The sequence below is a fragment of the Pedobacter lithocola genome (assembly GCF_042650845.1).
GTDB lineage: Bacteria > Bacteroidota > Bacteroidia > Sphingobacteriales > Sphingobacteriaceae > Pedobacter > Pedobacter lithocola.
This window is the reverse complement of sequence record NZ_JBHSBW010000016.1, coordinates 440211-465964: the sequence shown is the minus strand read 5'-3', so window position 1 is coordinate 465964 and position 25754 is coordinate 440211. Positions and strand designations below refer to the sequence as shown.

Sequence of the window (25754 nt, the reverse complement as noted above, 5' to 3'; positions counted from 1 at the left end):
AATTAGATTAGTTTTGCCATAAATAATATCATTAAACTAAGCTGCAAATGTGGATTAAGCTATCGCGATTTATTCTTCAAAACCGTATCGCAATCATCGTATTTTTCTTATTGGGCACAGTATTTATGGCTTACCAGGCCAAAAATGTAAAGCTATCTTATACGGGCAGTAAAATTTTGCCAGTTACAGATAGTGCTTTCGTAAAATACAACAATTTCAAAAAAACCTTTGGCGAAGATGGTAGCGTAATGGTTATCGGCATTCGGTCTCCAGCAATTTTTAAGAAAGAAATTTACAACCAATGGGTTCAGTTAAGTAATGACATTCAAAAGCTAAAAGGTATTAAGCAGGTTTTATCATCCGGAAGAATTTTTCAACTGGAAAAAGATACCGTTAATCAGAAATTTCAACTTAAAGCAATTCCTGCAGGATTAGTGAAAACCGATGCTGAAATGGATTCGATTAAAAATACACTTTACAACACGCAGTTTTTTGAAGGTTTGGTTTACAATAGGCAGAATGCAACTTTAATGGCAATTACTTTTGATACCAAAATATTAAATACAGCCGATCGAAACCCTATTTTAAAGCAAATTGAAGAGAAAGCAAAAGCTTTTCAAGAAAAATCAAAAATACAAGTACACATTTCGGGTTTACCTTACATCCGCACAGCGGTAAGCAAATTGGTAAGCAATGAATTTGTACTATTCTTAGGCTTATCAATTTTGGTTTCGGCCATCATCCTTTTAATTTTCTTCAGGAAATTCTATGCCGTTTTCTTCCCTATATTGGTGGTAATTATGGGTGTGATTTGGAGCATTGGAACTTTAGTTTTATTTGGTTTTGAACTCACTATTTTAACAGGACTTATTCCACCATTAATTGTGATTATTGGTATTCCAAACAGTATTTTGTTGCTGAATAAATATCAAAATGAGCTTAGAAAAGATGGCGATAAACAACGGGCTTTAAGCGTAACAATAGAAAGAATTGCGGTTACTACACTTATTGCAAATATAACAGCGGCTATAGGTTTTGGCGTATTGTATTTTACCGGAAGTGAATTATTAATGCAATTTGGTAGCGTAGCATCAATAAATGTTATGATAACCTGGTTAATGTGCCTATGCTTAATCCCGATAATTTTTAGCTATTTGCCTGCACCAAAATTAAATGCGCAAACCCATGTTGAGGAAGGGTTTTTACATAAATTATTAGTAAAAACTGATGTTCTTGTTCAAAACAAAAGTTCTTTAATATATATAGCAACAATTGTAATTTCTATAATAGCATTTATAGGCGTTATGAGAATAAATGTTAATGGTTATGTGGTTGATGATTTACCTAAAAACTCAGAAATACTAACTGATTTAAAGTTTTTCGAAAAGAATTTTGAGGGTATTTTACCGCTTGAGGTTAGTGTTGATACAAAGAAAAAGAATGGTGTATTCAACCTAACAAACCTTAAACGAATGGAAAAAATGGAGAAAATGATTTCTTCATATCCTGAGTTTTCTCGGTCTATCTCGGTAAATATGGGCTTGAAATATGCCACTCAGGCATTTTACAATAACGATTCTACGTTTTTCCGCTTGCCAGATAATATGGAAAAGAACTTCATTTTATCTTATATCGCTAACGGCGGAAAAGGAAATGCTAGTTTGCTGACAAATTTTGTGAGTAAGGATAATCAAAGTACAAGAATTAGTTTTCAAATGGCCGATGTTGGTTCTAAACGCCTTGATGCCATCATGGCCGAACTAAAACCCCGCATTGATAGCATTTTACCTCCAGATAAATTTGATGTAGAATTAACAGGCTCAAGTGTAATCTTTTCTAAAGGAACAGATTATATGTTGAAGCACTTGTTCGAAAGTATCGGTTTAGCCATTGTGTTAATTTCGCTTCTTCGCCTTGCCCAATTTAAAAGTTTAGGCATTATGTTTATTTCCTTACTGCCTAATATAGTACCATTAATTATTACAGCTGGTATTATGGGTTATTTTGGAATTTCATTAAAACCATCAACAATCTTAATTTTTACTATTGCTTTTGGTTTGGCTTCCGATCAAACAATATATTTCTTAACCAGATATCAACAAGAATTAAACCTTACGAATTTTAGCGTTCCGAGGGTAGTAACAGATACCATAACTGAAACAGGTGTGAGCATGACACATATCGCCTTAATTTTATTCTTTGGTTTTGGAATTTTTACAGCCTCGACTTTCGGAGGAACAGTTGTTCTAGGTTTATTACTATCTATAACCTTGTTCGTTGCTTTAATATTTAACTTAACCTTATTACCAGCATTGGTTTTATGGTTAGATAAAAAGAAAGTTAGGAAAGTTGTTTCTGATGAAGATTCGTTAAAAAATGCAGGTGGGTTTGATCATTAATAAATCAAATCCACTAATCAAATCTTCATGAGATAACTTTACTCTATTCCGTGTCAGGCTTTTTCTCTTCTTCATCTACCGGAACTTCAACTGTTGGGTCGGTTTTAATTTCTGCATTCCCCTCGCCATCTTTTTTAGCAAAAAGAATTGGGTAAAGCAGCCAAAGTGCACCTACCATAACCAAAATACCCGATAGAATTTGTAAGTAACGAGCTGAATCTACTTCGTTTGCGTCTAAAATTAAATATGCGATGTAAGAAAGTATGCCTAAAATTAAAACCAAAACGGCTTTTTGTAACTTAAGTAGCTTAATCATGAATTTCTCTTTTTTAAGGTAATTATATGAAATAAAATAAGGATTAGCCCAATAAGTTCTAAAACACCACAAAAATAAAATGCATAAAGCACAAAATCTCGATTCTTAACACTTAAAATGGCTACGATTGGCAAAGCGATTACGGCAATAATCATACAAAAAAGCCCAATATTAAATAATTTCACATTAAAAGTATTTACATCAAAACTACCAAAATTGAGCGAAAAACTTTAACTTTGCATCCTTAATTTTTTGAGGTACTTGATTGATGTATAGCGAATTTAAACAATTAGATCTTGCCAAAATAGGGCAGGAAATACTGGATTTTTGGAAAAAAGAAAACATCTTTGAAAAAAGCATTTCTTCCCGTCCTAAATCCAATCCATTTACTTTCTACGAAGGTCCACCGTCTGCCAATGGCATGCCCGGAATTCACCACGTAATGGCTCGTGCTATTAAAGATATTTTTTGCCGTTACAAAACTCTAAAAGGTTTTCAAGTTAAACGCAAAGGCGGTTGGGATACTCATGGTTTACCAATTGAGCTTGCTGTTGAAAAAAAATTAGGCATTACAAAAGAAGATATAGGTAAAAAAATAAGCGTTGATGATTACAATGCAGCTTGCCGTACCGAGGTAATGAAATATACGGATGTGTGGAACGACCTGACCGAAAAAATGGGTTATTGGGTTGACCTTGAAAAACCATACATCACTTACGAAAACGAATATATTGAAACCCTTTGGTGGATATTAAAACAACTTTACGATAAGAACTTTTTGTACAAAGGTTATACGGTTCAACCGTATTCACCAGCTGCAGGAACTGGTTTAAGCTCGCATGAATTGAACCAACCTGGAACGTACAAAATGCTGAAAGATACTTCTATAACAGCGCAATTCAGACTTAAGAAAGATCAAAATCATCCTTTAATTAATCAATTATTTGAAGAAGAAGCAGAAGATACGGTTATCATTGCCTGGACAACTACACCTTGGACTTTGCCAAGTAATGGTGCTTTAGCAGTTGGCGAAAAAATCGCTTATGTAAAAGTTAAAACTTTCAATCAATATACTTTTGAGCCGGTTAGCGTTGTTTTAGCAAAAGATTTAGTGGCTAAACACTTTAAAAAAGAAGCTGAAAACCTTTCCTTCACAGATTATGAAGGCGGTGATAAATTAATTCCATGGACCATCGTTTCTGAGTTTGCGGGTAAAGATTTGGTTGGATTAAAATACCACCAATTATTAAATTATGTTTCCTCGCCAGAGTTAGAGGAAAACGCTTTTCGCGTTATACCTGCCGATTATGTTACTACAGAAGATGGTACAGGAATCGTTCACATCGCATCGGTTTTTGGTGGGGATGACTTTCGTGTAGCAAAAGAAAATGGCATTCCGGCGGTTATGATTTTTGATGACAAAGGAAATGAACTGCCTTTGGTTGATAAGCAAGGAAAATTTGTTGCAGAGGTTACTGATTTTGCTGGCCGCTACGTAAAGGAAGAATATTATAGTGATGAAGAACGCAATAATCCTGAATTCAGGGCAACTGATGTTTTAATTGCAATTAAACTAAAAGAAGACAATAAAGCTTTTGACGTTAAAAAATACGAACACAGTTACCCACATTGCTGGAGAACTGATAAACCTGTTTTATACTATCCTCTAGATAGCTGGTTTATCAAAACAACAGCTGTTAAAGATAAAATGGTAGAGCTGAATAAAACCATTAACTGGAAACCTGAATCTACCGGTACAGGTCGTTTTGGTAATTGGCTTGAAAACCTGGTTGACTGGAATTTATCACGTTCTCGTTATTGGGGAACTCCCCTTCCAATTTGGAGAACTGCAGATGGTTTAGAGGAAAAATGTATCGGTTCTATTGCTGAGTTGAATTCAGAAATATCTAAATCTATCGAAGCTGGCTTTATGCCTGCAGGCTTTGAGCTGAAAGATATGCACCGCCCTTATGTTGATGATGTGATTTTAACTTCATCAAAAGGCGAAAAAATGAGTCGCGAAACTGACCTGATTGATGTTTGGTTTGATAGCGGCGCCATGCCTTATGCGCAATGGCATTTTCCGTTCGAAAACAAAGAGGAATTTGATAATGCCTACCCTGCAGATTTTATTGCAGAAGGTGTAGATCAAACTCGTGGTTGGTTTTTTACTTTACATGCAATTGCAGTAATGTTAAGCGAGACCAGTGATGAAATTAAAGCCGTAAATGAGAAGGTTGGAAATCCAGGTGTAGCATTTAAAAATGTAGTTTCAAATGGCTTGGTGCTGGATAAGAATGGCAATAAAATGTCTAAACGTTTAGGCAACGCAGTTGATCCATTTAGCACCATCGAAACCTACAGTGCCGATGCAACACGTTGGTATATGATTAGCAATGCATCGCCATGGGATAACCTCAAATTTAGTATAGAAGGACTGGATGAAGTTCGCCGGAAATTTTTCGGAACACTTTACAACACTTATGCGTTTTTCGCTTTGTACGCCAATATCGATAAGTTCGAAATCGACAAAAATAATTTAAGTAAAGTTGAAGAAAGAACTGAACTAGATCGTTGGATTTTATCGTTATTGCAAAACTTAATTAGCGAAGTTGATGAAGCTTACAACACCTATGAGCCAACAAAAGCATCTAGAGCAATACAAACCTTTGTAGATGAACATTTAAGCAATTGGTACATCCGGTTAAGTCGCCGCCGTTTTTGGAAAGGCGAAATGACAGATGATAAACGTGCTGCTTACGAAACGCTTTATACTTGTTTAGAAACTTTAGCACAGCTGATGAGCCCTGTTGCACCTTTCTTTGCCGATTGGTTGTACAGAAACCTAACTGTTACCGATGCACATGCAGAAGAATCGGTACATTTAACACTATGGAAAGAGGCTGATAAAAGCTTAATTGATGCAGCATTAAACGAAAGAATGGTTTATGCGCAAGATATTTCCTCAATGGTTTTATCCCTACGTAAAAAATCAAGCATCAACGTTCGTCAGCCTTTAGCCAAAATCCTTATACCATCATTAAATGGCGATTTTGAACAAAAGATTTCAAAAGTTGCTGATTATATCCTTTCAGAAACAAATGTTAAGCATATCGAATTTATAACAGATACACATGGCATCGTTAAGAAAAAACTTAAACCTAACTTTAAATCATTAGGAAAAAAAGTTGGTAAAGATATGAGTTTAGTTAAAGAAGCTCTAGAAAATGCCAATCAGGATGATATTCAGCGTTTAGAAAACGAAGGCTTTTTAACGGTTGTTGGTAGCAATGATGTAGAGTTTACCATCGATTTAAATGGAGATGTTGAAGTTTTTGCAGAAGATATTCCTGGATGGCAGGTTACAAATCTGGGCAATTTAACAGTTGCTTTAGATGTTACCATATCAGATGACTTGAAACAAGAAGGTATATCAAGAGAATTGGTAAACCGGATTCAGAATTTGCGTAAAGAATTAAACTTCGAAGTAACCGATAGAATAAAAGTTGCTTTACAAAATGATAACCTTGTGGCTGATGCAATTGCTAAAAACAAGGCATACATTTGCGCAGAAATTTTGGCCGATGAACTAGAATTAACAGATACGGTTGCAAATGCAAACAAAATCACTATCGATGATGTTGACTTAAGCATTTCAGTAACTAAAATATAAATCCATATATTAGAAAACTAAATTAAAAGCATGGAAAACAGCAATAAAACCCGCTACTCAGACAGTGAACTACAAGAATTTAAAGAATTAATTCAAGATAAATTACGCAGTTCTAAAGAAGAACTTAATGCGCTAACAACATCTCTAAGTAACCCAAATGCGAATGGTACAGAAGATACTTCTGGTGCTTATAAAACATTAGAAGATGGTTCTGCTACGATGGAAAAAGAGCAAATCAATCAATTAGCTGCTCGTCAGAAAAAGTTCATTGATAACTTAGAAAATGCATTGGTTCGTATTGAAAACAAAACTTACGGTGTTTGCCGTGAGACTGGTAAATTAATTCCAAAAGAACGTTTACGTGCTGTACCGCATGCAACATTAAGCATGGAAGCTAAATTAAAGCAGAATTAATGAAAGGCTACACAAAACCTTTAATATTGATTTTCTTAGTTTTATTAGCCGATCAGCTGATAAAAACCTGGGTTAAAACAAACATGTATTTAGGCCAGGAGTTTAACATTATTGGTAAATGGTTTATCATCCACTTTACCGAAAATAATGGGATGGCTTTCGGGATGGAATTTGGTGGAGAGTTTGGAAAACTAGCTTTATCCTTATTTAGAATTGTAGCTGTAGCCGGGATTGGTTATGGTTTACACTATTTAATCAAACACAAATACCACCGCGGTTTAATTTTAAACGTAGCGCTAATATTTTCTGGTGCTTTAGGTAACATTATCGACTCGGTATTTTATGGTAAAATTTATGGCTACGAAAGTTTATTTCATGGCCGTGTAGTAGATATGTTTTACTTTCCAATTGCCGAAGGGCATTTCCCAACCTGGATTCCGATTTGGGGTGGCGATGAATTTGTATTCTTCAGACCAGTTTTTAACCTAGCCGATGCAGCAATTTCTGTTGGGGTAATCTTAATTTTAATCTTCCAAAAAAACTATTTTAAGGATGATGTTAAGGATGAGGTGAGTATCAACAGTGAAATTGTAGAGGATTAAATAGATTTACGAATTTAGATTTAAGACTTACGATTAAATATCTAAAAAGCAATTAAAAGCCCATTTCTTAACTGAATTGGGCTTTTTTTAATGCAAGAAATCTTAAACTACATTTCCGTTATAGTTAGGTAATGAGCAATCTTTAAGTTTATTGCATATTAAATCAACAAGTTTCATAATTGCAATACCGCACATTCTTAATCTTTAAATAGCAAGCAGATTAAATATCCTACAAAATATGCCAGCAAATCATAAATGCTAAAGTACGTTCCAAGCACGGTGCTCCAAAGTTTGTTGTTTTGCAAACCCAACCAATTAACATAATTAACATCCTGTAGAAACTCAATTATAAAAGAAAAAATCAATAATCCTAAAGCTAACTTTCTATTATTAGTTAAAAGAAATATCCTGAAAAAAGCATACATCAGCACAACTACCAACACATCACCACCAAACGGCCTTATAAAAGCATCATGCAAATAAATCGCGATTAATACCTCAATAATTAGAATTGCAATGAAGATGAATAAGAACTTTAAGTTAAATGTCAATTTCATAGGTGATTAAACGAAAAAAGGTCTCGATAAATATCGAGACCTTTCAATTTCTTTAAACAGAGCAATTATTTTTTAGCTACTAATTTAACTGATAATTCGAAGTTATCATCAATTGCTTTGTCGCCAATGCTATCGAAGAAAGATTTCGAACCGTAACGAATATCATATTTAGTTCTATCAACAGTAATTTTACCTGCTAATGCAGAAACAGTACCATCACCATTTACAGCAACAGTTGCAGGGAAACTTAATGGTTTTGTAATGCCTTTGATAGTTAAATTACCCGATACTACTAAACTTGTTCCAGAACCAGCAACCTTAGTAATTACAAAAGTTGAAGTTGGAAATTTAGCAACACCAAAAAAATCATCTGCTTTTAAATGTCCTTCTAATTTTGCGCTACCATCTGCATCTTTAATAGAGTTCATATCGATGGTGAAAGTACCACCAATTACTTTTTTACCATCAACGTTTAATGATCCTGATTTTAAATCAATTGTTCCGTTATGAGAACCTGTAACTTTTTTACCTACCCATGTAATGGTCGATTTTGATGCATCTGCAGTATATGTTACAGGTTTTTTAGGGTTTGTAAAAGCTGATAAAGCTACTACTGCCACTAATAAAAAGATTGAGCTGAATTTTAATTTCATTTTTTAGTTTTTTAATTTATAATACAAAGATATACTAACAACCGACATTCTCTTATTGACCTATGATAACTTTTTCAAAAATAGTCGGTTTGCTTTTAAAGCTAATTGACTATGATTATAGCTGTAAGGTTTAATTTGTGTGAATATAAATTTGCTAAAGAATTTTTGGAAAGCAAATACAGCATTACTATTTACGTTATTCGGGCTTATCCGCTCTATATAATTTTTTCTTCTACACGTATTTTAGTTTGCATTACACCTATCAGCATTTTCTTCGAAGATATTTCTTTGTCTATATCTTCACAAAACGAAACACCGTGAAAGATTTAAAAAAAAGATATCTTAAAATCCATAAATTTTAGAAGAGCAATACTTGAAGCATCTATTAATGTTCCTCCCGCTATCGCTTCAAGTCCTCATCCTCGTTCCTCGTCTTCCGGGCTTTACGCTCTATCGGGTCTAAAATAACTTTGCCTATGTAAGCATTTAAGGCTGCATAAAACACCGTCATTTCGATCGTAGCCGAGAAATTCTTACTCTACGGCTTGTGTTCCCAAAGACCAAAACAAATGCTAAGCCTTTTAACTTCCGCAACAAGAAATGATACCATTTCAATCCCGTGTAAATAATTAATGTTGTGCTGCTATTTCGAATTGTAGATGCCAAAAAAACCGACTATCTTAGTTATACAATTCCAACAGGCATGAACCACAACGCAAAATCAATACGACCTTTTATTGGCGCCAAAGACTTTGAAACATCAAGAAATTTCTATCGCGACTTAGGTTTTGAAGAAGTTACCCTTGGCAAGCACATGTCGGTTTTTAAAACTGGAAATATGGCTTTTTATTTGCAAGATGCTTATGTAAAAGACTGGATCGAAAACACCATGATATTTATGGAGGTTGATGATGTTAACCGTTTTTACAACGAACTTTCAGCTTTGAACTTAACAACTAAATATAAGGTTAAACTATCACCAATTAAATATGAAGATTGGGGCGAAGAATGTTTCTTACATGACCCAGCTGGTAATTTATGGCATTTTGGGGCATTCAAATAAGTTTCCAATTTTCTTATCGGTAATTAATTGTTATAGTTTGGGCTATTAACCAACCTTTGTTTTTAAACCTGACAGAAGCGGCAGCCCCGAGTTTTTTCTACGAGGGCTACAGCGTATGGCAGGACTGCTTTACCCGATGAAATTCTAAACGTTCATTTCCAAAACAAATCTGTAAGCTTTGTAAAAGATAATTTACGAAATTTCCCCACCATTGCCCCATCCAGCGGGGGATATATATTGCAGATAGCGATGTGCAAGTAAAGTTGAGTACTGAAATATCCAGATATTTACTGCCGACTACCGTTGTTTTTAAACCTGACAGGAGTGGCAGCCCCGAGTTTTTTCTACGAGGGCTACAGCGAATGGCAGGACTGCAGTTCCCGATGAAATTCTAAACGTTCATTTCCAAAAAAAAATCTGCAAGCTTTATAAAAATGAATTTACAGAACTTGCAGATGATTTTATATGGATAAGATTGCCACGTCGGCTGAAAAAGCCTTCTAACAATAACGATCGGGCTTAATTAAGGAGATGGAAAGAAAACCATTTCCCATCTTACATCCCTAAGGTACTATTTCTTCCAAATAACTTTCAACTGGCGGACAAGCACAAATTAATGAACGGTCTCCGTGGCTATCGTTAACGCGACCAACTGATGGCCAGAACTTACGCTCTAACACATAAGGCAATGGAAACGCTGCTGTTTGACGGCTGTAAGCATGCTCCCATTCGTTTGCTGTAATTACCGAAACCGTGTGCGGCGCATTTTTTAGCGGGTTATCAATTTTATCGAATGTACCGTTTTCTACTTCATCTACTTCTTTTTTAATGGCGATTAATGCATCACAGAAACGGTCTAATTCATGTTTAGGCTCAGATTCTGTAGGCTCAACCATTAACGTTCCAGCAACTGGGAATGAAACCGTAGGTGCGTGGAAACCATAATCCATTAAACGCTTAGCGATGTCGGTCACTTCGATTCCAAAAGCTTTAAATGAGCGGCAATCTAAAATCATTTCGTGTGCACAACGACCTTGAGCACCAGAGTATAACACCGGATAGTGTTGCTCCAAACGAGCTTTCATGTAGTTTGCATTTAAAATGGCGTATTTGGTTGCATTGGTTAATCCCTCAGCACCCATCATAGCAATGTAGGCGTGAGAAATAATCAAAATTGATGCTGAACCCCAAGGTGCAGAAGAAACCGCAGAGATCGATTTTCCTTTATCAATATCAACCACTGCATGACCAGGCAGATATGGCACTAAATGTTTTGCCACACCGATTGGACCCATACCAGGACCACCACCGCCGTGAGGAATGCAGAAAGTTTTGTGAAGATTTAAATGGCAAACATCAGCTCCAATATTAGCCGGACTTGTTAAACCAACCTGTGCGTTCATATTTGCACCATCCATGTAAACCTGACCGCCATTGGCGTGAATGGTTGCGCAAATTTCGATAATACTTTCTTCGAATACACCATGAGTTGATGGATAAGTTACCATCAAACAAGAAAGATTTTCTTTATGTAATTCTGCTTTAGCTTTTAAATCTTCAACATCAATGTTGCCGTTTTCTAAAGATTTTACAACAACAATTTTCATATCGGCCATTGCTGCAGAGGCAGGATTTGTACCGTGAGCGGATGCAGGAATTAAAGCTACATTACGATGGAAATCGCCTCTATCGTGGTGATAAGCACGGATAACCATTAAGCCAGCGTATTCTCCCTGAGCACCAGCATTTGGCTGTAAACTCATGGCTGCAAAACCCGTGATTTCGCTTAACCATTTATCTAATTCATTAAAAACAGAATAATAACCTAAAACTTGGTCGGCCGGAGCAAATGGATGGATGCGACCAAAATGTGACCAGGTAACCGGAATCATTTCTGCAGTTGCGTTTAATTTCATGGTGCAACTACCCAAAGCAATCATAGAGTGGCAAAGCGATAAATCTTTTGCCTCTAACGATTTTATGTAGCGCAGCATTTCATGTTCTGAATGATGTGAATTGAAAACCGGATGTGTTAAAAATGCCGATGTACGTTGCAATTCAGCAGGAATAACAGTTTCTACATTCTCTACAACTTCCACTTCATCAGCTGCAATCGCCTTAACTTTAGCAAAGATTTTTGCAATTAAAGCAACGTCTTCAAACGTGGTGGTTTCATCAACAGAAATACTAACTACACTACCCGAATAATTTAAATTGATTTCGTTATCAATACAACCCGATTGAATACCACCTCTTAAATCGCCCAATTCGAAACGAATGGTATCGAAATACACAGAACTTAATTGCTCGTAACCTAAATTTTTAATGGTTGATGCTAAGCTGATTGCCAAACCATGCGTACGTTCTGCAATGGCTTTTAATCCTTTCGGACCGTGGTAAGCAGCATAAAAACCTGCCATAATAGCCAACAAGGCTTGTGCAGTACAAATGTTTGACGTTGCTTTATCTCTACGGATGTGTTGCTCGCGGGTTTGCAAAGCCATACGTAAAGCGTAATCGCCATGGCTATCGATGGTTACACCGATTATACGACCAGGGATAGAACGTTTATATTCATCTTTAGTTGCAAAAAATGCGGCATGTGGTCCACCAAAACCCATCGGAATACCGAAACGTTGTGTTGTACCAACCACAATATCTGCACCCCACTCGCCTGGAGGCGTTAATAAGGTTAAGCTTAAAATATCAGCCGCTACCGTTAATTTAATATTTTGATTGTGCAGCTCTGCAGCAAAGTTTTTATAATCGAAAACTTCACCATTTCCTGCCGGATATTGAACAATTGCACCAAAGAAATCTTCCGTTGTAACGAAATCCAAATGGCTACCAATCACCAATTCAATTCCGTAAGGATTAGCACGGGTTTTTAAAATATCGATGGTTTGAGCGAAAACCAATTCGGATACGAAATATTTTTTAGCTGCCTGGTTTTTGCGTGTGCTGTATTGCATAAACATCGCTTCAGCCGCAGCAGTACCTTCATCTAAAAGTGAAGCATTGGCAATTTCCATTCCGGTTAAATCGATAACCATGGTTTGAAAATTTAACAAAGCCTGCAATCTACCTTGAGCAATTTCTGCCTGATATGGTGTATATTGAGTGTACCATCCCGGGTTTTCAAAAACGTTACGCAAAATAACACCTGGCGTAATGGTATCGTAATAACCCTGTCCGATAAAGCTCTTAAAAACTTTATTTAACAATGAAGTTTGCTTTAAAGCACCAAGATATTCAGTTTCTGATTTCGCAGCTGGCAAATTTAAAGGTTGTTTTAACCTAATTGTTGCCGGTACAGTTTGTTCAATTAAATCATCAATCGAATTAACGCCAACGGTTTGCAACATTGCCTCAGTATCTTCCTGGTTTGGCGCAATATGTCGGTTTTGAAACTCTTCTTTGTAGTGGATGTTTAAGCTCATGCTATATGAATAATAAGATGCCGCAAAGGTAGGAATTTCGCTTATGTTTTAAGCCATAAACCTGTGTAAAAATCATATATCGAGATGGATATTTCGCCATGATTTTACTTCAGAATTATAATTGTTCCTATCAAACGATTGTGTTGAACATGTTACTAAAGGTTGGTTGTAGATGCATTCAATAGATTTTGATACTATTTTGTAAACGATATGATAAAATCATTGACTTTCACTCTTTTTATGTTTTAAATTGTTAAAGCGAAGAAGTAATGTTGTAATATTCAAAGACGTTATAAAGGCAGTTTTATTACCTTTGATAAAACATCACAGCCATATAAATTTTATGAGTTCCAAAAAAAATAATGTTGCTATTTTAGTTCATGCCTGCGATAGGTATGAATTTCTATTTCAAGGCTTTGATCACTTTTTTTCAGCACATTGGGATTTTAAAATTCCTGGCAATTATTATTTCGCAACTGAAGAATTAGATGCAAAAATTAATGGCTTTGAAAATATTAAATCAGGTAATGGAGCATGGGCCGACCGACTAGCTTTCTTATTAAAAAATAAAATTGAAGAAGATTACATTCTTTATTTTCAGGAAGATATGTGGTTGAGCAAGCCTGTGAATAGAAAATTTTTTACAGAACTATTTGATGAAGCTATTAAAAACGATTGGAAACATGTAAAACTTCACAGTTCGGATGTTTATAAAACTAAACCGACGGATAATTTCATTGAGGGGTTTAATGTATCGGAGATAGATAATCGGAAATCGGATTATTTAATGTCGCACCAAGTTACCCTTTGGAAAAAGGATTATTTATTGGCTCAACTTTTTAAAAACGAACATCCGTGGAGAAACGAAAGAAGAGCAACAAAAAGATTGAAAAAACTTAATCCACAAATTTTTCATATTGATTACTTTTCTGAAAATGGTTCTGCAGAAATTAACGTAAACAATCTACCCAAAGATAGAAGTGAATATCATGCAGTATCTTTTAATAGCACACTAAATTTTAATGTTGTAGAATACATTAAGCTGCTAAATAAAGGAAAAGTGGCCCAGAAAAAATATGCTGCTGAATTGCAAGACCATTACGATAATAATTTAACGCATGATGGTAAACCAAAAGCTAAAAAAGAAGATGTTTTTAAAAAGTTTAAAAATTGGTTTACCAAAAAGAAAGGGTAAATAAATCACTTTTTTTACCCTTTCTTTCATTTTAATACTTATTTCTGAACTTTCCAGCCTTCATCTTTACTTAGCTTTAGCTTGTAAGTTTTAGTGATGAAGTTGCTGTTTTCGCTACCATCTTTATCAAATGGAGCAAAATCTGTATTTACCTTTTTAAGCGAAACGGTTACTTTAGCAGTACTTGAATTTACCTGAGAAAAATCGACTGGTTTTTCATCTGATAATACATATTCTACAACTTTTACGGTAGCCTTATCTTCATCCTGTTTTAAAACCAACGGACTAGCTTTTTCGGTTAAAGTTATTTGGTAAACAAAGCTACTATCCTTCGATAGAAATTTCTTGCTAGCTTCTTTTAATGCTAATGAAACCATCCCTTTACTTTCCAAAATTTTATATTTGGCTAAATCCAATTTATCATTTTTGCTGCTAAATTTTATCTCGCCAAAATCGAAACGAGTAGTTTTATATTCTGGGTTTGCTACCAAATATTCTGTTATAACAGAACCTGCTTCTTCTTGGTTAATAGTAGTTTTGGGTGTACAAGCGGCAAAACCGATAATGATTAGTGATAAAATATAATTAATAAGTTTTTTCATTTGACTATTTTTTGTGTTTTAAAGGTATCTAATTTTATTTCAACTGCAAAAAACGCTAAGTTTTTCGCAAAGGAAAAGAAGATATTTTACCACAGAGTATAAGTAGATTCACAGATAGGACAGAGAATTGCAACAGGACTTTGTTTGCTCTGTGCTTTTACTGAGTGTTCTCTGTGGTTTCTAAGCACCAGCTTTGCGAACTTTTCTGTTAAATACTTTTTTGTTTTAAGTACTTCAAATTTGGCAAAACCATTGCTGATAAAATCACGACTACACCAATCCATCGTAAAACCGAAACCTGTTCTTGCAAAACAAAACCAGCCATCATAACTGCTACGGGCAATTCAGCAGCACTTAAAATAGAACTTAATGCTGTGCCAATACGAGGAACGCCTTCTGCGTAAAATAATGGCGGTATTACTGTTCCAAAAACCGAAATAATTAATCCCCATTTTAATAACGAACCACTTAATGCTCCATTAAATAAAAAGACTGGAGGGAAAATTATGAAGATTAAAATGCAGGCTCCCGTTATCATTAAAGCACCCTTCTGCAATGGTGGATATTCGTTTCCTATTTTACCACTTAACATTAAAAAGCCCGCATAAGCTATCGCAGCAAGCAAACCGAAGCCTATTCCTGTTAAATTTAATGCTGAAATTTTAGCTTCAATCATACCACTTGCTAAAACTGTTCCAAATAAAACCAAGAGAATTGCCAGAAATTGTAATGCGCTAGGCTTTTTTTTGTAGATGATAAATTCTAGCAAAATGCTCATCCAAATAAATTGCATCAATAAAACTATCGCAACAGAATTTGGAACCAACTTTACACATTGATAATAAAAGATGCTAACCATTCCGGTGCAGGTTCCTGCTAAAATCATTTTCCACCAGGGTGTTTTAATTTTAATTTCTTTTGATTTATATGTTGATGTTTTGGTTTGAAAGAAAAATAAAATCCACAAAATTACTGCACCAAAAAATGCCTGTGCACCAGTTACATCACCCAAAGTATAGCCATCATGATAAGCAAGTTTAACAAAAGTAGAAAGGATACCGAAACTGCAGGCACCAAAAAAAACAAGGAGAATTCCTTTTAGCATTATATGATTTTATAAGTAGACTTGTCATTCTGAGCTTGTCGAAGAACAACTAAAAGTTTCGACAGGCTCAACATGACAATATGAACGGGAGTAAGCTGTTTAATTTAGTCTTTCAGCTTTTTAAGTAAGTTGCTGTAAATATTTTTTAATGGTAGTTTCTAGTCCCAGATAAAGCGCATCGCTAATTAATGCATGACCAATAGAAACTTCTAACAAACCTGGGATGCTTTGAGCAAAGTAATGAAGATTATGTAAGTCCAAATCATGCCCGGCATTAATACCCAATTTTAAATGATTTGCATGGTGAGCTGCAGCAACGTAATTTACAATAGCTTTTTCTCTATCAGCAAAATAATTGTGTGCGTAAGCCTCGGTATATAACTCGATTCTATCCGTTCCTGTCTCTGCTGCACCTTCAACCATTTCTACAACCGGATCAACAAAAATAGAAACTCGAATGCCTTCCTTCTGGAAAACAGTAACCATTTCTTTCAAATAATCTTTATGTTTAATGGTATCCCAACCATGGTTAGAAGTAATTTGACCCTCAGCATCGGGAACCAATGTAACTTGAGCCGGTTTATTTGCAAGAACTAAATCAACAAATTTATCTTCTTTGCAATTTCCTTCGATATTAAATTCAGTAGAAATGGCAGCTTTTAAATCATAAACATCCTGATAGCGGATATGACGCTCATCTGGACGAGGATGTACTGTTATTCCTAGCGCACCAAATGCCTCACAATCTAAGGCAACTTTTACCAAATCAGGATTATTGCCTCCACGACTGTTACGTAAGGTGGCAATTTTATTGATGTTAACCGATAACTTTGTCATTCAGCAAAGATATAGCTTTGCCTTTATTAATAGGGAATGTTAACTAAATTTGAATTTTTTGCTCATATTTGTTCGAAGCAAAATGAAGATAAAGGATACAAAATTATATAAACTCCTAATCGTTTTACTCACCTTAGCGAGTATTCCTGCACTTTTTAGTAGCATATTAGAACCAGATGGAACGCTTTATGCATCCATGTCTAAAAACATTATACTTTACAATGATTGGTTTAATCTTTACGGTCGCGGGGCAGATTGGTTGGACAAACCACATTTAATGTTTTGGATAACCGCTGCATCTTTTAAAATTTTTGGTATTTCATCTTTTGCATATAAGTTTCCATCATTTCTAGTTGGCTTGCTCGGCGCATGGTACTTATACAAACTTGCCTGCGATATTTATGAGGAGAAAACTGCATTAATCAGTTCCTTAATCTTTCTTAGTGCACTTCACATTATAACCTCAACATTCGATGTTAGAGCAGAAATTTACATCACAACTTTTACTTTAGCTTCCATTTATCATTACTATAAAGCTCAGCATAATTCATTTTGGCATATAGTTGCAGGTTCGTTTTTTGCAGCTTGCGCTATACTTATAAAGGGAATTTTTGTATTGATACCGGTTTTTGCGGGCTTTATTATTTATTGGCTATTTACAAAACAATATAAGCAGTTGATAAACCCAAAATGGTACGTTGCCATATTGCTAATTTTAGTTTTCATCACACCAGAATTATATGCGCTCTATACGCAGTTTGATATGCACCCAGAGAAAGTTGTATTTAACAGAACTGGAGTATCTGGATTAAAATTTTTCTTTTGGGATAGTCAGTTTGGGCGATTTTTTAATAACGGACCAATTAAGGGTAAGGGAGATATTTCATTCTTTTTTCATACAACACTTTGGGCATTTTTGCCTTGGTCGGTTTTGCTGTATGCTGCGGTTGTAAATTTATTTAAAAAGAAAAATAGAGAAAATCTGGCTCCAGAAAGCATCATCATTTGGGCAAGTACAACAGTTACATTTCTTATCTTTTCTCTTTCCAAATTTCAACTTCCCCACTACGTATTAATTATTTTTCCTCAGTTTGCTATAATTACTGCACTGTTTCTTCAGAAACTGGAAGGCAAGGCATTACAAATATTTTTAACAGTACAAAATGTAGTTTTAGTTATAGTATTTGTTCTATTGAGCGTTATCTGGTTTTTGTTTGGCTTTGAAAATTCATATTTGGTATTATTTTTTATTTTAGCAGGTGATTTCGTAACGTTTTTCTTTTTTAAAGGCAATGATATTAAAACCTTAATTGGCCGAAGTGCAGCTACTTCCTTATCGCTTGCGCTTTTTCTTTTCATATTCTTCTACCCTGCTCTTTTGAAATATGAATCTGGTATGCATGCCGGAAATTGGCTTAAAAGAAATTACCCAAAGGCAAAACCAGCGGTTTTAAATTATATTGATGCTTTCTCTTTTGATTTTTATGCTCCCGGCGAAGTGAAATATTTTTATAACTACGCCGATTTAGATAAGACCAAAGCGACAATAGATTTGGTTATTTATGTGCCAGAAGCAGAATTACCAAGATTAAAAAAGGAATATCATGCAGAAGTTTTAAAATCGTTCGAATACTTCCACATCTCTAAATTAACAGCTAAATTTTTTAATGCAAAAACCCGCAGCCAGGTTTTAGAGCGTTTTTATTTGGTTAAATTACATTAAAGATGGATTTATTTCTACGCATTATAAAGTTTGGTTTAACAGGCTTATTGGGGATGGCAATTGATTTTGGAGCAACCTGGTTATGCAAAGAGAAGATCAAGATTAATAAATATATTTCAAACGCCATTGGTTTTGTATTGGCTGTAACCAATAATTACTTAATTAATAGGGTGTGGACTTTCCAAAGCACGAACGCACACTGGGGGACAGAGTTTAGTAAGTTTTTAGCAGTTAGTTTAATTGGATTGGCCCTAAATACGATAATAATATATCTTTTCCATCAGCGCAAAAATGGAACAAACTTTTATGTGGCGAAATTTTTTGCTATAGTTATTGTATTTGTATGGAATTTTATTGCAAATATGTTGTTTACATTTAAGTAACGTTTTTGCCAATAAAATAAAACACAACAAGCCAAATTAATCCTTTAATCAGGAAGAATAAAAACCCTACTAATCCAACCCGCTTAAACCAAAATGTTAGTTTTTCTTTGTTCATTGCGTTATGGTAAAGATAACGGATTTGAATTAAATTAGAAAGATTTTAAATAAGTGTTTGATTCCTTGATGAATAATAACATGTACAACATTACAAATGTATTTACCATCTGACACATTTAAGAAAACTTGAGCTAGTCTGCTAATTTAAGGAAAGGTGGATTTACCTATTTATAATAAGATGCTAAGCTTTTTGACAAGTTATATCTTAATAGTAGGCAATAACTTTATTTCTTTTGCTTTAAAACGATTGTTAACAATTTCTCCTGTTACTTCTGCCGTACTAATTGCATTACAGAATCCGTGTTCGCCATGCGCATCACCGAAATCATCGATGTTTTTCCCATCAACAAAATATGGTTTACCATCAATTTTAACAGCTAGTTCGCAATCCTTTCCTTTCATTTTGAACTGACACTCGCCACAGGCAATTTCTACAATTTGCTTGGAAATTAATTTCGCAGAAGCTTTTTTACTTGGAACTGTTTGCGCATATCCAGCTATTGCACACATGCAGATAAAGAAAGAAAATATTAAATTTTTCATTGATGTTTTTTTTCAAATTTAAGTTTTACCAGCAAAAGAATTACTGTATTTAGTTAATTAAACCTGATAGCAACAAAATCCTTTTTGGTCGCACAAACATCAAACTCCCTCTCGATACTTAAACCAAAAAGATTGTAGTGAATAGCAGGACTGCTTTACCCGAAGCAATACTGAATTCAGGTTTCATAAAATGGCTAATCATAAAACAGAATGTTCCAATATATCTCAAATGATACGCAAAAAAAAAGGGATACACAAATGCGTATCCCTTTTCCAAATCTATTAACTTATTTGGTCTTAATATCTGTAAGTATCTGATTTAAAAGGACCTTCTACCGGAACGCCGATGTAATCAGCTTGGTATTGATCTAAAACATCTAACTCTACACCAATTTTTTCTAAGTGTAAACGAGCAACTTTTTCATCTAAATGCTTAGGTAAAACGTAAACTTTGTTTTCGTAAGCAGCAGTGTTTGTCCAAAGTTCTAATTGAGCTAAAGTTTGGTTTGTAAACGATGCACTCATTACAAAACTTGGGTGACCCGTTGCACAACCTAGATTAACTAAACGACCTTCGGCTAAAACGATAACATCTTTACCTTCTATTGTGTATTTATCAACCTGTGGTTTAATTTCGATTTTGGTATCACCATAATTTCCATTTAACCAGGCCATATCAATTTCGTTATCGAAGTGACCGATATTACAAACAATCGCTTTATCTTTTAATGCTCTGAAGTGCTCTTCGCGAACGATGTTACAGTTACCAGTTGTGGTTACTACAATATCTGCTTCTTTAATAGCATTAGCTAATTTTTTAACTTCGTAACCTTCCATTGCAGCTTGCAAAGCACAAATTGGGTCGATTTCTGTTACAATAACACGTACGCCTTGTGAGCTTAATGATTCTGCAGAACCTTTACCAACATCACCATAACCACATACAACAGCTACTTTACCTGCCATCATAATATCAGTAGCACGACGGATTGCATCTACTAAAGATTCACGACAACCATATTTATTATCGAATTTTGATTTAGTTACCGAATCGTTAACATTAATTGCAGGTGTGTGCAATGTTCCGTTTTTCATTCTTTCGTACAAACGGTGAACACCAGTTGTAGTTTCTTCTGATAAACCTTTAATAGCTGCAATTAGCTCAGGATATTTATCAAAAACCATATTGGTTAAATCGCCACCATCATCTAAAATCATGTTTAATGGTTGTTGCTCCGGACCAAAATGAAGTGTTTGTTCGATACACCAATCAAATTCTTCCTCGTTTAAACCTTTCCAGGCGTAAACCTGAATACCAGCAGCAGCAATTGCAGCCGCAGCATGATCTTGTGTTGAGAAAATATTGCAAGATGACCAGGTAACTTCGGCACCTAATGCAGTTAATGTTTCAATTAATACCGCTGTTTGGATGGTCATGTGCAGACAGCCTGCAATACGAGCACCTTTTAACGGTTGCGTTGGACCGAATTCTTTACGTAAACTCATTAAACCTGGCATTTCTGCTTCGGCTAATTCGATTTCTTTACGGCCCCATTCTGCCAGTGAAATGTCCTTAACTTTGTAAGGGATGTAAGTTGTCTCTACTGATGACATATTGTTTTTATTTAATTGTTTAAAAATCAATCGATTACAAATAGCTTAAATTTCGATTGCCCACTATTTGCCCACTTTTTGTGAAAGTGCTTTGTTTTCGAGCCTCAAAATTACGCAATAGTTTACCCATTATCAAAAGCTTAGTAATTAATCTGTTTTACATTATGCTTTATAACTTTTCAATGGCAAACATTAAACGGAAAACGAACTCATGTACGGTTTTAACAGATTTATGGATTTCCGCATGAATTATAAGTTTTGATAAGTTCTGACTTCCTTGAGTGTGCCGGCTTGAATGTCAACAACCTAGCGCATGGGTTAATACCGCAGCTATTTAAAATCATGTCAGCAATTGTGAGCATTACGCGCGCGCGTAGCGATGTTGGATAATTGCACCAGCTAGCATGTTGCCTTCACCATTTAATTATAGTATTCTGGATTTTATGTTAGCACTTCTACAAACATCCATTAATGATTATTCCATCTATCTCATCTCTGGTCATTAAACTAATTCGTCTTTTCCATATCATCAACTTTTTATACCGCTTTGTAGGAAGTCCGTTATACCACCGTTTAAGGTTTTTCTTTGCAAGCTGCTCATCAATATTGTTAGGACCAAACATGTAACCAACAAGCCTGTCGAAATCCCTTGCTTTCCTTGATAGGGTTTGGCATTCGTAGTATCCATCTATTTGAGATTGATGAACGAACACTCTCCCATTAAAAAACAACTTCCTACATAGCTTTTTAGTGACTGAGCATTCAAAGAAATAAATAAGTGATTGCTGCGGTAGATTTGATTTGCGCGAAACTATTGGGATTTTATACTCAATATCTTCTCCATTGCACTTATATTCCAGTTGAAGACAACCAGTACCGGCAAGCCGGTGGTTTAACGAATAGATACCAAGCTTAGCACCAACCTTAAAGTTTTCACTCCATTCCAATGGACATATCACTTTTTTACCTGGATCAACCATTCCCATCTTCATCAACAAAGCCATGTTAATTCGCTTAGTTTCATCAATAATCGTTCTGCCTTGAGCGGGATAAGCCATAAATAAACTATTTTCCAGCAAATTAAGCCTAAATTACTAGGGAAGATGAAACCTTAGCACTCATTAGATATCATTGGTAATGGTTTAGTATTGGTATTTATTATTGGAATGAGGGTAAAACAATATCCTTTCTGCAAAATATCTCAGGTTTTTGATTGTATCCACTGGAGTATTATATCTTGAGTATTATATCTTGAATGATGTGCGAAAAATCTTTACAAGACAGCAAATCAATCTTTCCTCTAAACACGATATGACCATGTCAAAAACCTTTAACAGTTTACATTGGGAGAACGGTAAAGTTATATTTTCATATTTGGAAATATGAAAGAGATATTATAGATTAGAAAAAAATTAACCTCTCATAATGACTTTCATAGCAAGTGTTATCGCAAAAGAAGGTGTAGCTATAATTGCTGACTCTTTAGTTACAACCTCACAGCCGGTGCTAGACTTTGGCACCTTTCAAAAATATTTATCGGACCAAAAGAAAAACAATGGTAAAGGTGTATCGATTGAAGCAAAAGATATAGCAAAATTGTTTAAAGTCAAGCCGTCTTATACTAAGGATTACGAAGATAAGTTATACAAGTATGATAAGTTTACCGCTATAACGACAGCAGGTTCTGCAAGCATTAATAATAAACGGATTAAAAAGCTAATTCAGGAAGCTATAAAAAAATTTAAACCTACGGGAAGAAATACTGTAAAGAATATTGGAGATAAAATCTCTCAGCTAATTGATTTTATTACACAGGAAGTAAAAAAATTTTTAAACGCGAACTTACGAATTAGTGAAACAATTTTTATTGTTACATTTTATGCTCCGAATACCAATAAAACTACCATATACAAATTAACGGTAAAACAATCACGTCAAGAGGATTTGGAGGACGAAGAATTCGAGTTTGTTGATGTTGATGAAATGCCTGAGAATATCAAGGTTGTCTGCGATGGACAAAACCGAATGGCGGAAAGGATTTTATTCGGTGATTTTAATGCTGCTTTTGACCTGATACCAAAAATTGTTCAACGTGTAGCTAAGGATTTCAAACTACCTGCTAATAAGGTTGGGCAAGATTATTGGAGTTCAATTTTGGAGGATGAGAGCATAATTAATGAACAGATGTGGTCTGAAGCCAAAATAAACAAATTAACTGGGCTTAGTTTACAGCAGGCTGTTGACTTAGCAAATCTTTTAATGAAAATGGAAATTGATATTCAGAAATATACTGAAAACATTCCAACTGTTGGAGGTGTTATAAAATTAGCCGTTATAGATGATGAAGGTTTTAAATTTGTATCAGGAAATACAATAGTAAAGCATCATGATAATATTTAAAAAAATATATCTAAATTTGAAAACTATGAAGCCGACATTAAAAAGACAACAAAAAATCTCTAACTATAAGGAGTTTTATGCTAAAGCGGTTGAAAGGATACGAGCAGCTGAAAGTAAAAATGAAGAGCAAAAGAGATCAGAAATAGAAAAAGATATCGAAAGAATACTGGATGGTAAACACATTATTATTCACGGAAATTTAATTGCGTACTAATCGGGAAAAGAATATAATAGTTAAAGCCCCCGCTTAACACGAGGGCTTTTATTTTTTTAAAAATATCTGTAACGAATACATTGGAAATCCCCTCAAGTGTTAACAGAAAAATTTATTCTTTTCAAACATATGTACTCCCGATTGAGAAGTATCTTCAATCCATCATATTTTAACATTCATACTGGTATTTTTTTCTTGGTTGTTTAAATAAGAAAACGCAAAAATGCTCTGCATAATTATTCACTTTAAGGTATGGTTCTTAAATCTCTTAGGATTTAGTTTCTCGAATTTATTCAGCTGAAATGATTGCTGTTAAAGGATAGATAGATTTTAATTTCGTGTAAGAAACAACGTGTTTTGTGTAAAAAAATGTTAAATAGCTTTTTTAAAACTAAATGTTTTATTAACTTCGATTGGCAAATTCAACGGAATGATATTGGAAAATATAAATTTATCGAATGTCGAACTATAACTGATTTAATTTCCAAATCAATTACTTAGATTAATTTTGATCATGAGCAAAGATTCTTTTATCGATAACCTATATCGTGCTGCATCTAATATGATTAACCAGTTCAATACTGATGAGCCATTAATAAGTGAGGAAGCAACTGATATGTTAAATAATGCTCAAACTAAAGAGCAGATTGTTGATAAGATTTTAAACAACCCTATGACAGGTAAAGTTACGCTAAATCATAAAGGAGAAGACATTACCTTTTTTGTTGAAGCCTAAAGGTGGAAATTAATGTCGCGGTTAATGCTCTCGCCGCAATAATGCTCGCAATATTTCCAGGGTTTCTATTTAGAAAATGTTACTACAAAGGTGAATTCTCAAAACAGTTTAATCAATCAAAAGATATTGACAAATTGTTATGGAATATATTTTTTAGTGGATTATCAATTTTAAATACCTCTTTCCTAATTTATGTATTTAAAGCGATTACTGGTCTAGAAGTTCTATCTTCTTTGAATTATGAAAATTTCAATGGAATCATAGATCCTATCAGCAAAAACAATCTTCCTGCTAAAAAAATCATAGAAAATACCTATAGAGATTTATTTACTTTGATTGCTTTAATATATTATTTCTCCGCCACATCTGGTTTTCTTTGCAACTGGATAGTAATTACATTTAGACTCCATGTAAGAACATCCTTTTTCCGTTTTAAAAATTATTGGCATTACTACATACATGGAGGTTCATTAATATACAGAGCTAAAAGCAACAGGATAAACGAATTTACAATTGCAGATATACTTTGCAACTGCGGTGGGCAGAACATACTCTATAAAGGCATAATATCACAATACACTATTAATGATTCGAATGGCTTAGAAAATATATTTTTAACTGAAGCGAGGACCCTTTTACAAAAGAAAAATGAATTTGGATTTGTGGTTAACACAATTGAAAGGGATATTGCTGGCGCTGCGTTTTGTATACCATACAATACTGTATTAAACATGAATTTTGTTTATGTATATCGGAGTGAACGCCCCAAGCCTTTCAACCAATTCTATTCATATTCACTCAACATTCTATTTATATTAGCATTTATGTCATCTATTCTGCTTATATTTTTTGATTTAAGTAAATATGGTGTAGATGGGTTTTGGGAGAAAACATGGTGTATTTTATTAGCCATAATCTTAATTACTAATGTTAGACTTTTTCTAATGCAGCTGATTAAGGAAAAACCTTTGAGGCTAGATATTTTAAGTTCAACCGTGTTATCAGTTTCTGCATTATTATGGCTTATGAATTTAACTGAAAGAATTACATGGTGGCCAGCTGTCATCACAACTATAATTTATGTTATGGTAGTCGGTTTTTTAGGCAATAAAAATAAAGTGGATGACGATAATGCCTATATCCAATAGCTATGTTTTAAAAGCCTTCT

Annotated in this window: 22 protein-coding genes; 12 read left to right on the top strand and 10 right to left on the bottom strand. The window is 34.5% G+C overall.

The features are described 5' to 3' along the window. The first annotated feature begins 47 nt into the window (after window positions 1-47). Window positions 48-2399: an efflux RND transporter permease subunit gene (locus ACFOWA_RS20170; protein ID WP_378988799.1), complete on the top strand. Its 2352-nt coding sequence runs from the start codon at window positions 48-50 to the stop codon at window positions 2397-2399. A 43-nt stretch (window positions 2400-2442) separates the two neighbouring features. Here the strand turns inward: ACFOWA_RS20170 and ACFOWA_RS20165 are convergent, their stop codons facing one another. Next, complete coding sequence (locus ACFOWA_RS20165) at window positions 2443-2715, bottom strand: isoleucyl-tRNA synthetase (RefSeq protein WP_378988797.1); 273 nt, start codon at window positions 2713-2715, stop codon at window positions 2443-2445. Between the two features lie 268 nt (window positions 2716-2983). On the opposite strand from ACFOWA_RS20165, the gene ileS reads away from it, so the two are divergent. The 3 genes from ileS to ACFOWA_RS20150 are packed head-to-tail and all read left to right on the top strand — an operon-like array spanning window position 2984 to window position 7404. Next, window positions 2984-6388, top strand: coding sequence for an isoleucine--tRNA ligase (ileS, locus tag ACFOWA_RS20160; protein ID WP_378988795.1), 3405 nt, complete (start codon window positions 2984-2986; stop codon window positions 6386-6388). Between the two features lie 30 nt (window positions 6389-6418). Beyond that, complete coding sequence (locus ACFOWA_RS20155) at window positions 6419-6802, top strand: TraR/DksA family transcriptional regulator (protein ID WP_123206568.1); 384 nt, start codon at window positions 6419-6421, stop codon at window positions 6800-6802. Beyond that, window positions 6802-7404 (top strand): lipoprotein signal peptidase, encoded by a 603-nt coding sequence (locus ACFOWA_RS20150; RefSeq protein WP_378988793.1) that lies wholly within the window; start codon window positions 6802-6804, stop codon window positions 7402-7404. The genes ACFOWA_RS20155 and ACFOWA_RS20150 overlap by 1 nt, the downstream gene beginning before the upstream one ends. 197 nt (window positions 7405-7601) lie before the next feature. Here ACFOWA_RS20150 and ACFOWA_RS20145 read toward each other — a convergent pair whose 3' ends face one another. Together ACFOWA_RS20145 and ACFOWA_RS20140 are read right to left on the bottom strand one after the other, a co-directional pair. Then, window positions 7602-7961, bottom strand: coding sequence for a ribosomal maturation YjgA family protein (locus ACFOWA_RS20145; RefSeq protein WP_378988791.1), 360 nt, complete (start codon window positions 7959-7961; stop codon window positions 7602-7604). A gap of 65 nt (window positions 7962-8026) precedes the next feature. Next, window positions 8027-8614: a YceI family protein gene (locus ACFOWA_RS20140; protein WP_378988789.1), complete on the bottom strand. Its 588-nt coding sequence runs from the start codon at window positions 8612-8614 to the stop codon at window positions 8027-8029. Window positions 8615-9251: 637 nt separating this feature from the next. On the opposite strand from ACFOWA_RS20140, the gene ACFOWA_RS20135 reads away from it, so the two are divergent. Continuing rightward, window positions 9252-9677, top strand: coding sequence for a VOC family protein (locus tag ACFOWA_RS20135; protein ID WP_378988787.1), 426 nt, complete (start codon window positions 9252-9254; stop codon window positions 9675-9677). 563 nt (window positions 9678-10240) lie between these two features. Here the strand turns inward: ACFOWA_RS20135 and gcvP are convergent. After that, window positions 10241-13117 (bottom strand): aminomethyl-transferring glycine dehydrogenase, encoded by a 2877-nt coding sequence (gene gcvP / locus ACFOWA_RS20130; RefSeq protein ID WP_378988785.1) that lies wholly within the window; start codon window positions 13115-13117, stop codon window positions 10241-10243. A 343-nt stretch (window positions 13118-13460) separates the two neighbouring features. On the opposite strand from gcvP, the gene ACFOWA_RS20125 reads away from it, so the two are divergent. After that, entirely contained in the window at window positions 13461-14312 is an 852-nt protein-coding gene (locus ACFOWA_RS20125; RefSeq protein ID WP_378988783.1) for a hypothetical protein, read from the top strand. A 38-nt stretch (window positions 14313-14350) separates the two neighbouring features. Here the strand turns inward: ACFOWA_RS20125 and ACFOWA_RS20120 are convergent, their stop codons facing one another. The 3 genes from ACFOWA_RS20120 to ACFOWA_RS20110 all read right to left on the bottom strand — a co-directional run bounded on the left by ACFOWA_RS20120 (window position 14351) and on the right by ACFOWA_RS20110 (window position 16856). Next, window positions 14351-14914 (bottom strand): hypothetical protein, encoded by a 564-nt coding sequence (locus tag ACFOWA_RS20120; RefSeq protein WP_378988781.1) that lies wholly within the window; start codon window positions 14912-14914, stop codon window positions 14351-14353. A 208-nt stretch (window positions 14915-15122) separates the two neighbouring features. Then, on the bottom strand, window positions 15123-16019 hold the full coding sequence (locus tag ACFOWA_RS20115; protein WP_378988779.1) for an EamA family transporter: 897 nt from the start codon (window positions 16017-16019) through the stop codon (window positions 15123-15125). Between the two features lie 120 nt (window positions 16020-16139). Continuing rightward, on the bottom strand, window positions 16140-16856 hold the full coding sequence (locus ACFOWA_RS20110; protein WP_378988777.1) for a pyridoxine 5'-phosphate synthase: 717 nt from the start codon (window positions 16854-16856) through the stop codon (window positions 16140-16142). An 82-nt stretch (window positions 16857-16938) separates the two neighbouring features. Here ACFOWA_RS20110 and ACFOWA_RS20105 point away from each other — a divergent pair, with 82 nt between their 5' ends. Continuing rightward, on the top strand, window positions 16939-18579 hold the full coding sequence (locus ACFOWA_RS20105; protein ID WP_378988775.1) for an ArnT family glycosyltransferase: 1641 nt from the start codon (window positions 16939-16941) through the stop codon (window positions 18577-18579). A 2-nt stretch (window positions 18580-18581) separates the two neighbouring features. Next, window positions 18582-18962 carry a GtrA family protein gene (locus tag ACFOWA_RS20100; protein WP_378988773.1) on the top strand — a complete coding sequence of 127 codons (381 nt, stop codon included), beginning with the start codon at window positions 18582-18584 and terminating at the stop codon, window positions 18960-18962. Between the two features lie 315 nt (window positions 18963-19277). Here the strand turns inward: ACFOWA_RS20100 and ACFOWA_RS20095 are convergent, their stop codons facing one another. The 3 genes from ACFOWA_RS20095 to ACFOWA_RS20085 form a co-directional block, all read right to left on the bottom strand. Further along, entirely contained in the window at window positions 19278-19622 is a 345-nt protein-coding gene (locus ACFOWA_RS20095) for a DUF6370 family protein (protein ID WP_378988771.1), read from the bottom strand. 297 nt (window positions 19623-19919) lie between these two features. After that, entirely contained in the window at window positions 19920-21236 is a 1317-nt protein-coding gene (gene ahcY / locus ACFOWA_RS20090; protein WP_123206581.1) for an adenosylhomocysteinase, read from the bottom strand. A 455-nt stretch (window positions 21237-21691) separates the two neighbouring features. Beyond that, window positions 21692-22294 (bottom strand): hypothetical protein, encoded by a 603-nt coding sequence (locus ACFOWA_RS20085; RefSeq protein ID WP_378988769.1) that lies wholly within the window; start codon window positions 22292-22294, stop codon window positions 21692-21694. A 367-nt stretch (window positions 22295-22661) separates the two neighbouring features. Between ACFOWA_RS20085 and ACFOWA_RS20080 the strand changes: the two genes are divergently transcribed. From ACFOWA_RS20080 to ACFOWA_RS20065, 4 genes are all read left to right on the top strand, one after another. Further along, complete coding sequence (locus ACFOWA_RS20080) at window positions 22662-23636, top strand: hypothetical protein (RefSeq protein ID WP_378988767.1); 975 nt, start codon at window positions 22662-22664, stop codon at window positions 23634-23636. A 25-nt stretch (window positions 23637-23661) separates the two neighbouring features. After that, a complete protein-coding gene (locus tag ACFOWA_RS20075; RefSeq protein WP_378988765.1) occupies window positions 23662-23850 on the top strand; it encodes a hypothetical protein in 189 nt (62 codons plus the stop codon). 514 nt (window positions 23851-24364) lie between these two features. After that, complete coding sequence (locus ACFOWA_RS20070; RefSeq protein ID WP_378988763.1) at window positions 24365-24586, top strand: hypothetical protein; 222 nt, start codon at window positions 24365-24367, stop codon at window positions 24584-24586. 41 nt (window positions 24587-24627) lie between these two features. Continuing rightward, window positions 24628-25734 carry a hypothetical protein gene (locus ACFOWA_RS20065; protein WP_378988761.1) on the top strand — a complete coding sequence of 369 codons (1107 nt, stop codon included), beginning with the start codon at window positions 24628-24630 and terminating at the stop codon, window positions 25732-25734. Window positions 25735-25754 lie beyond the last annotated feature (20 nt).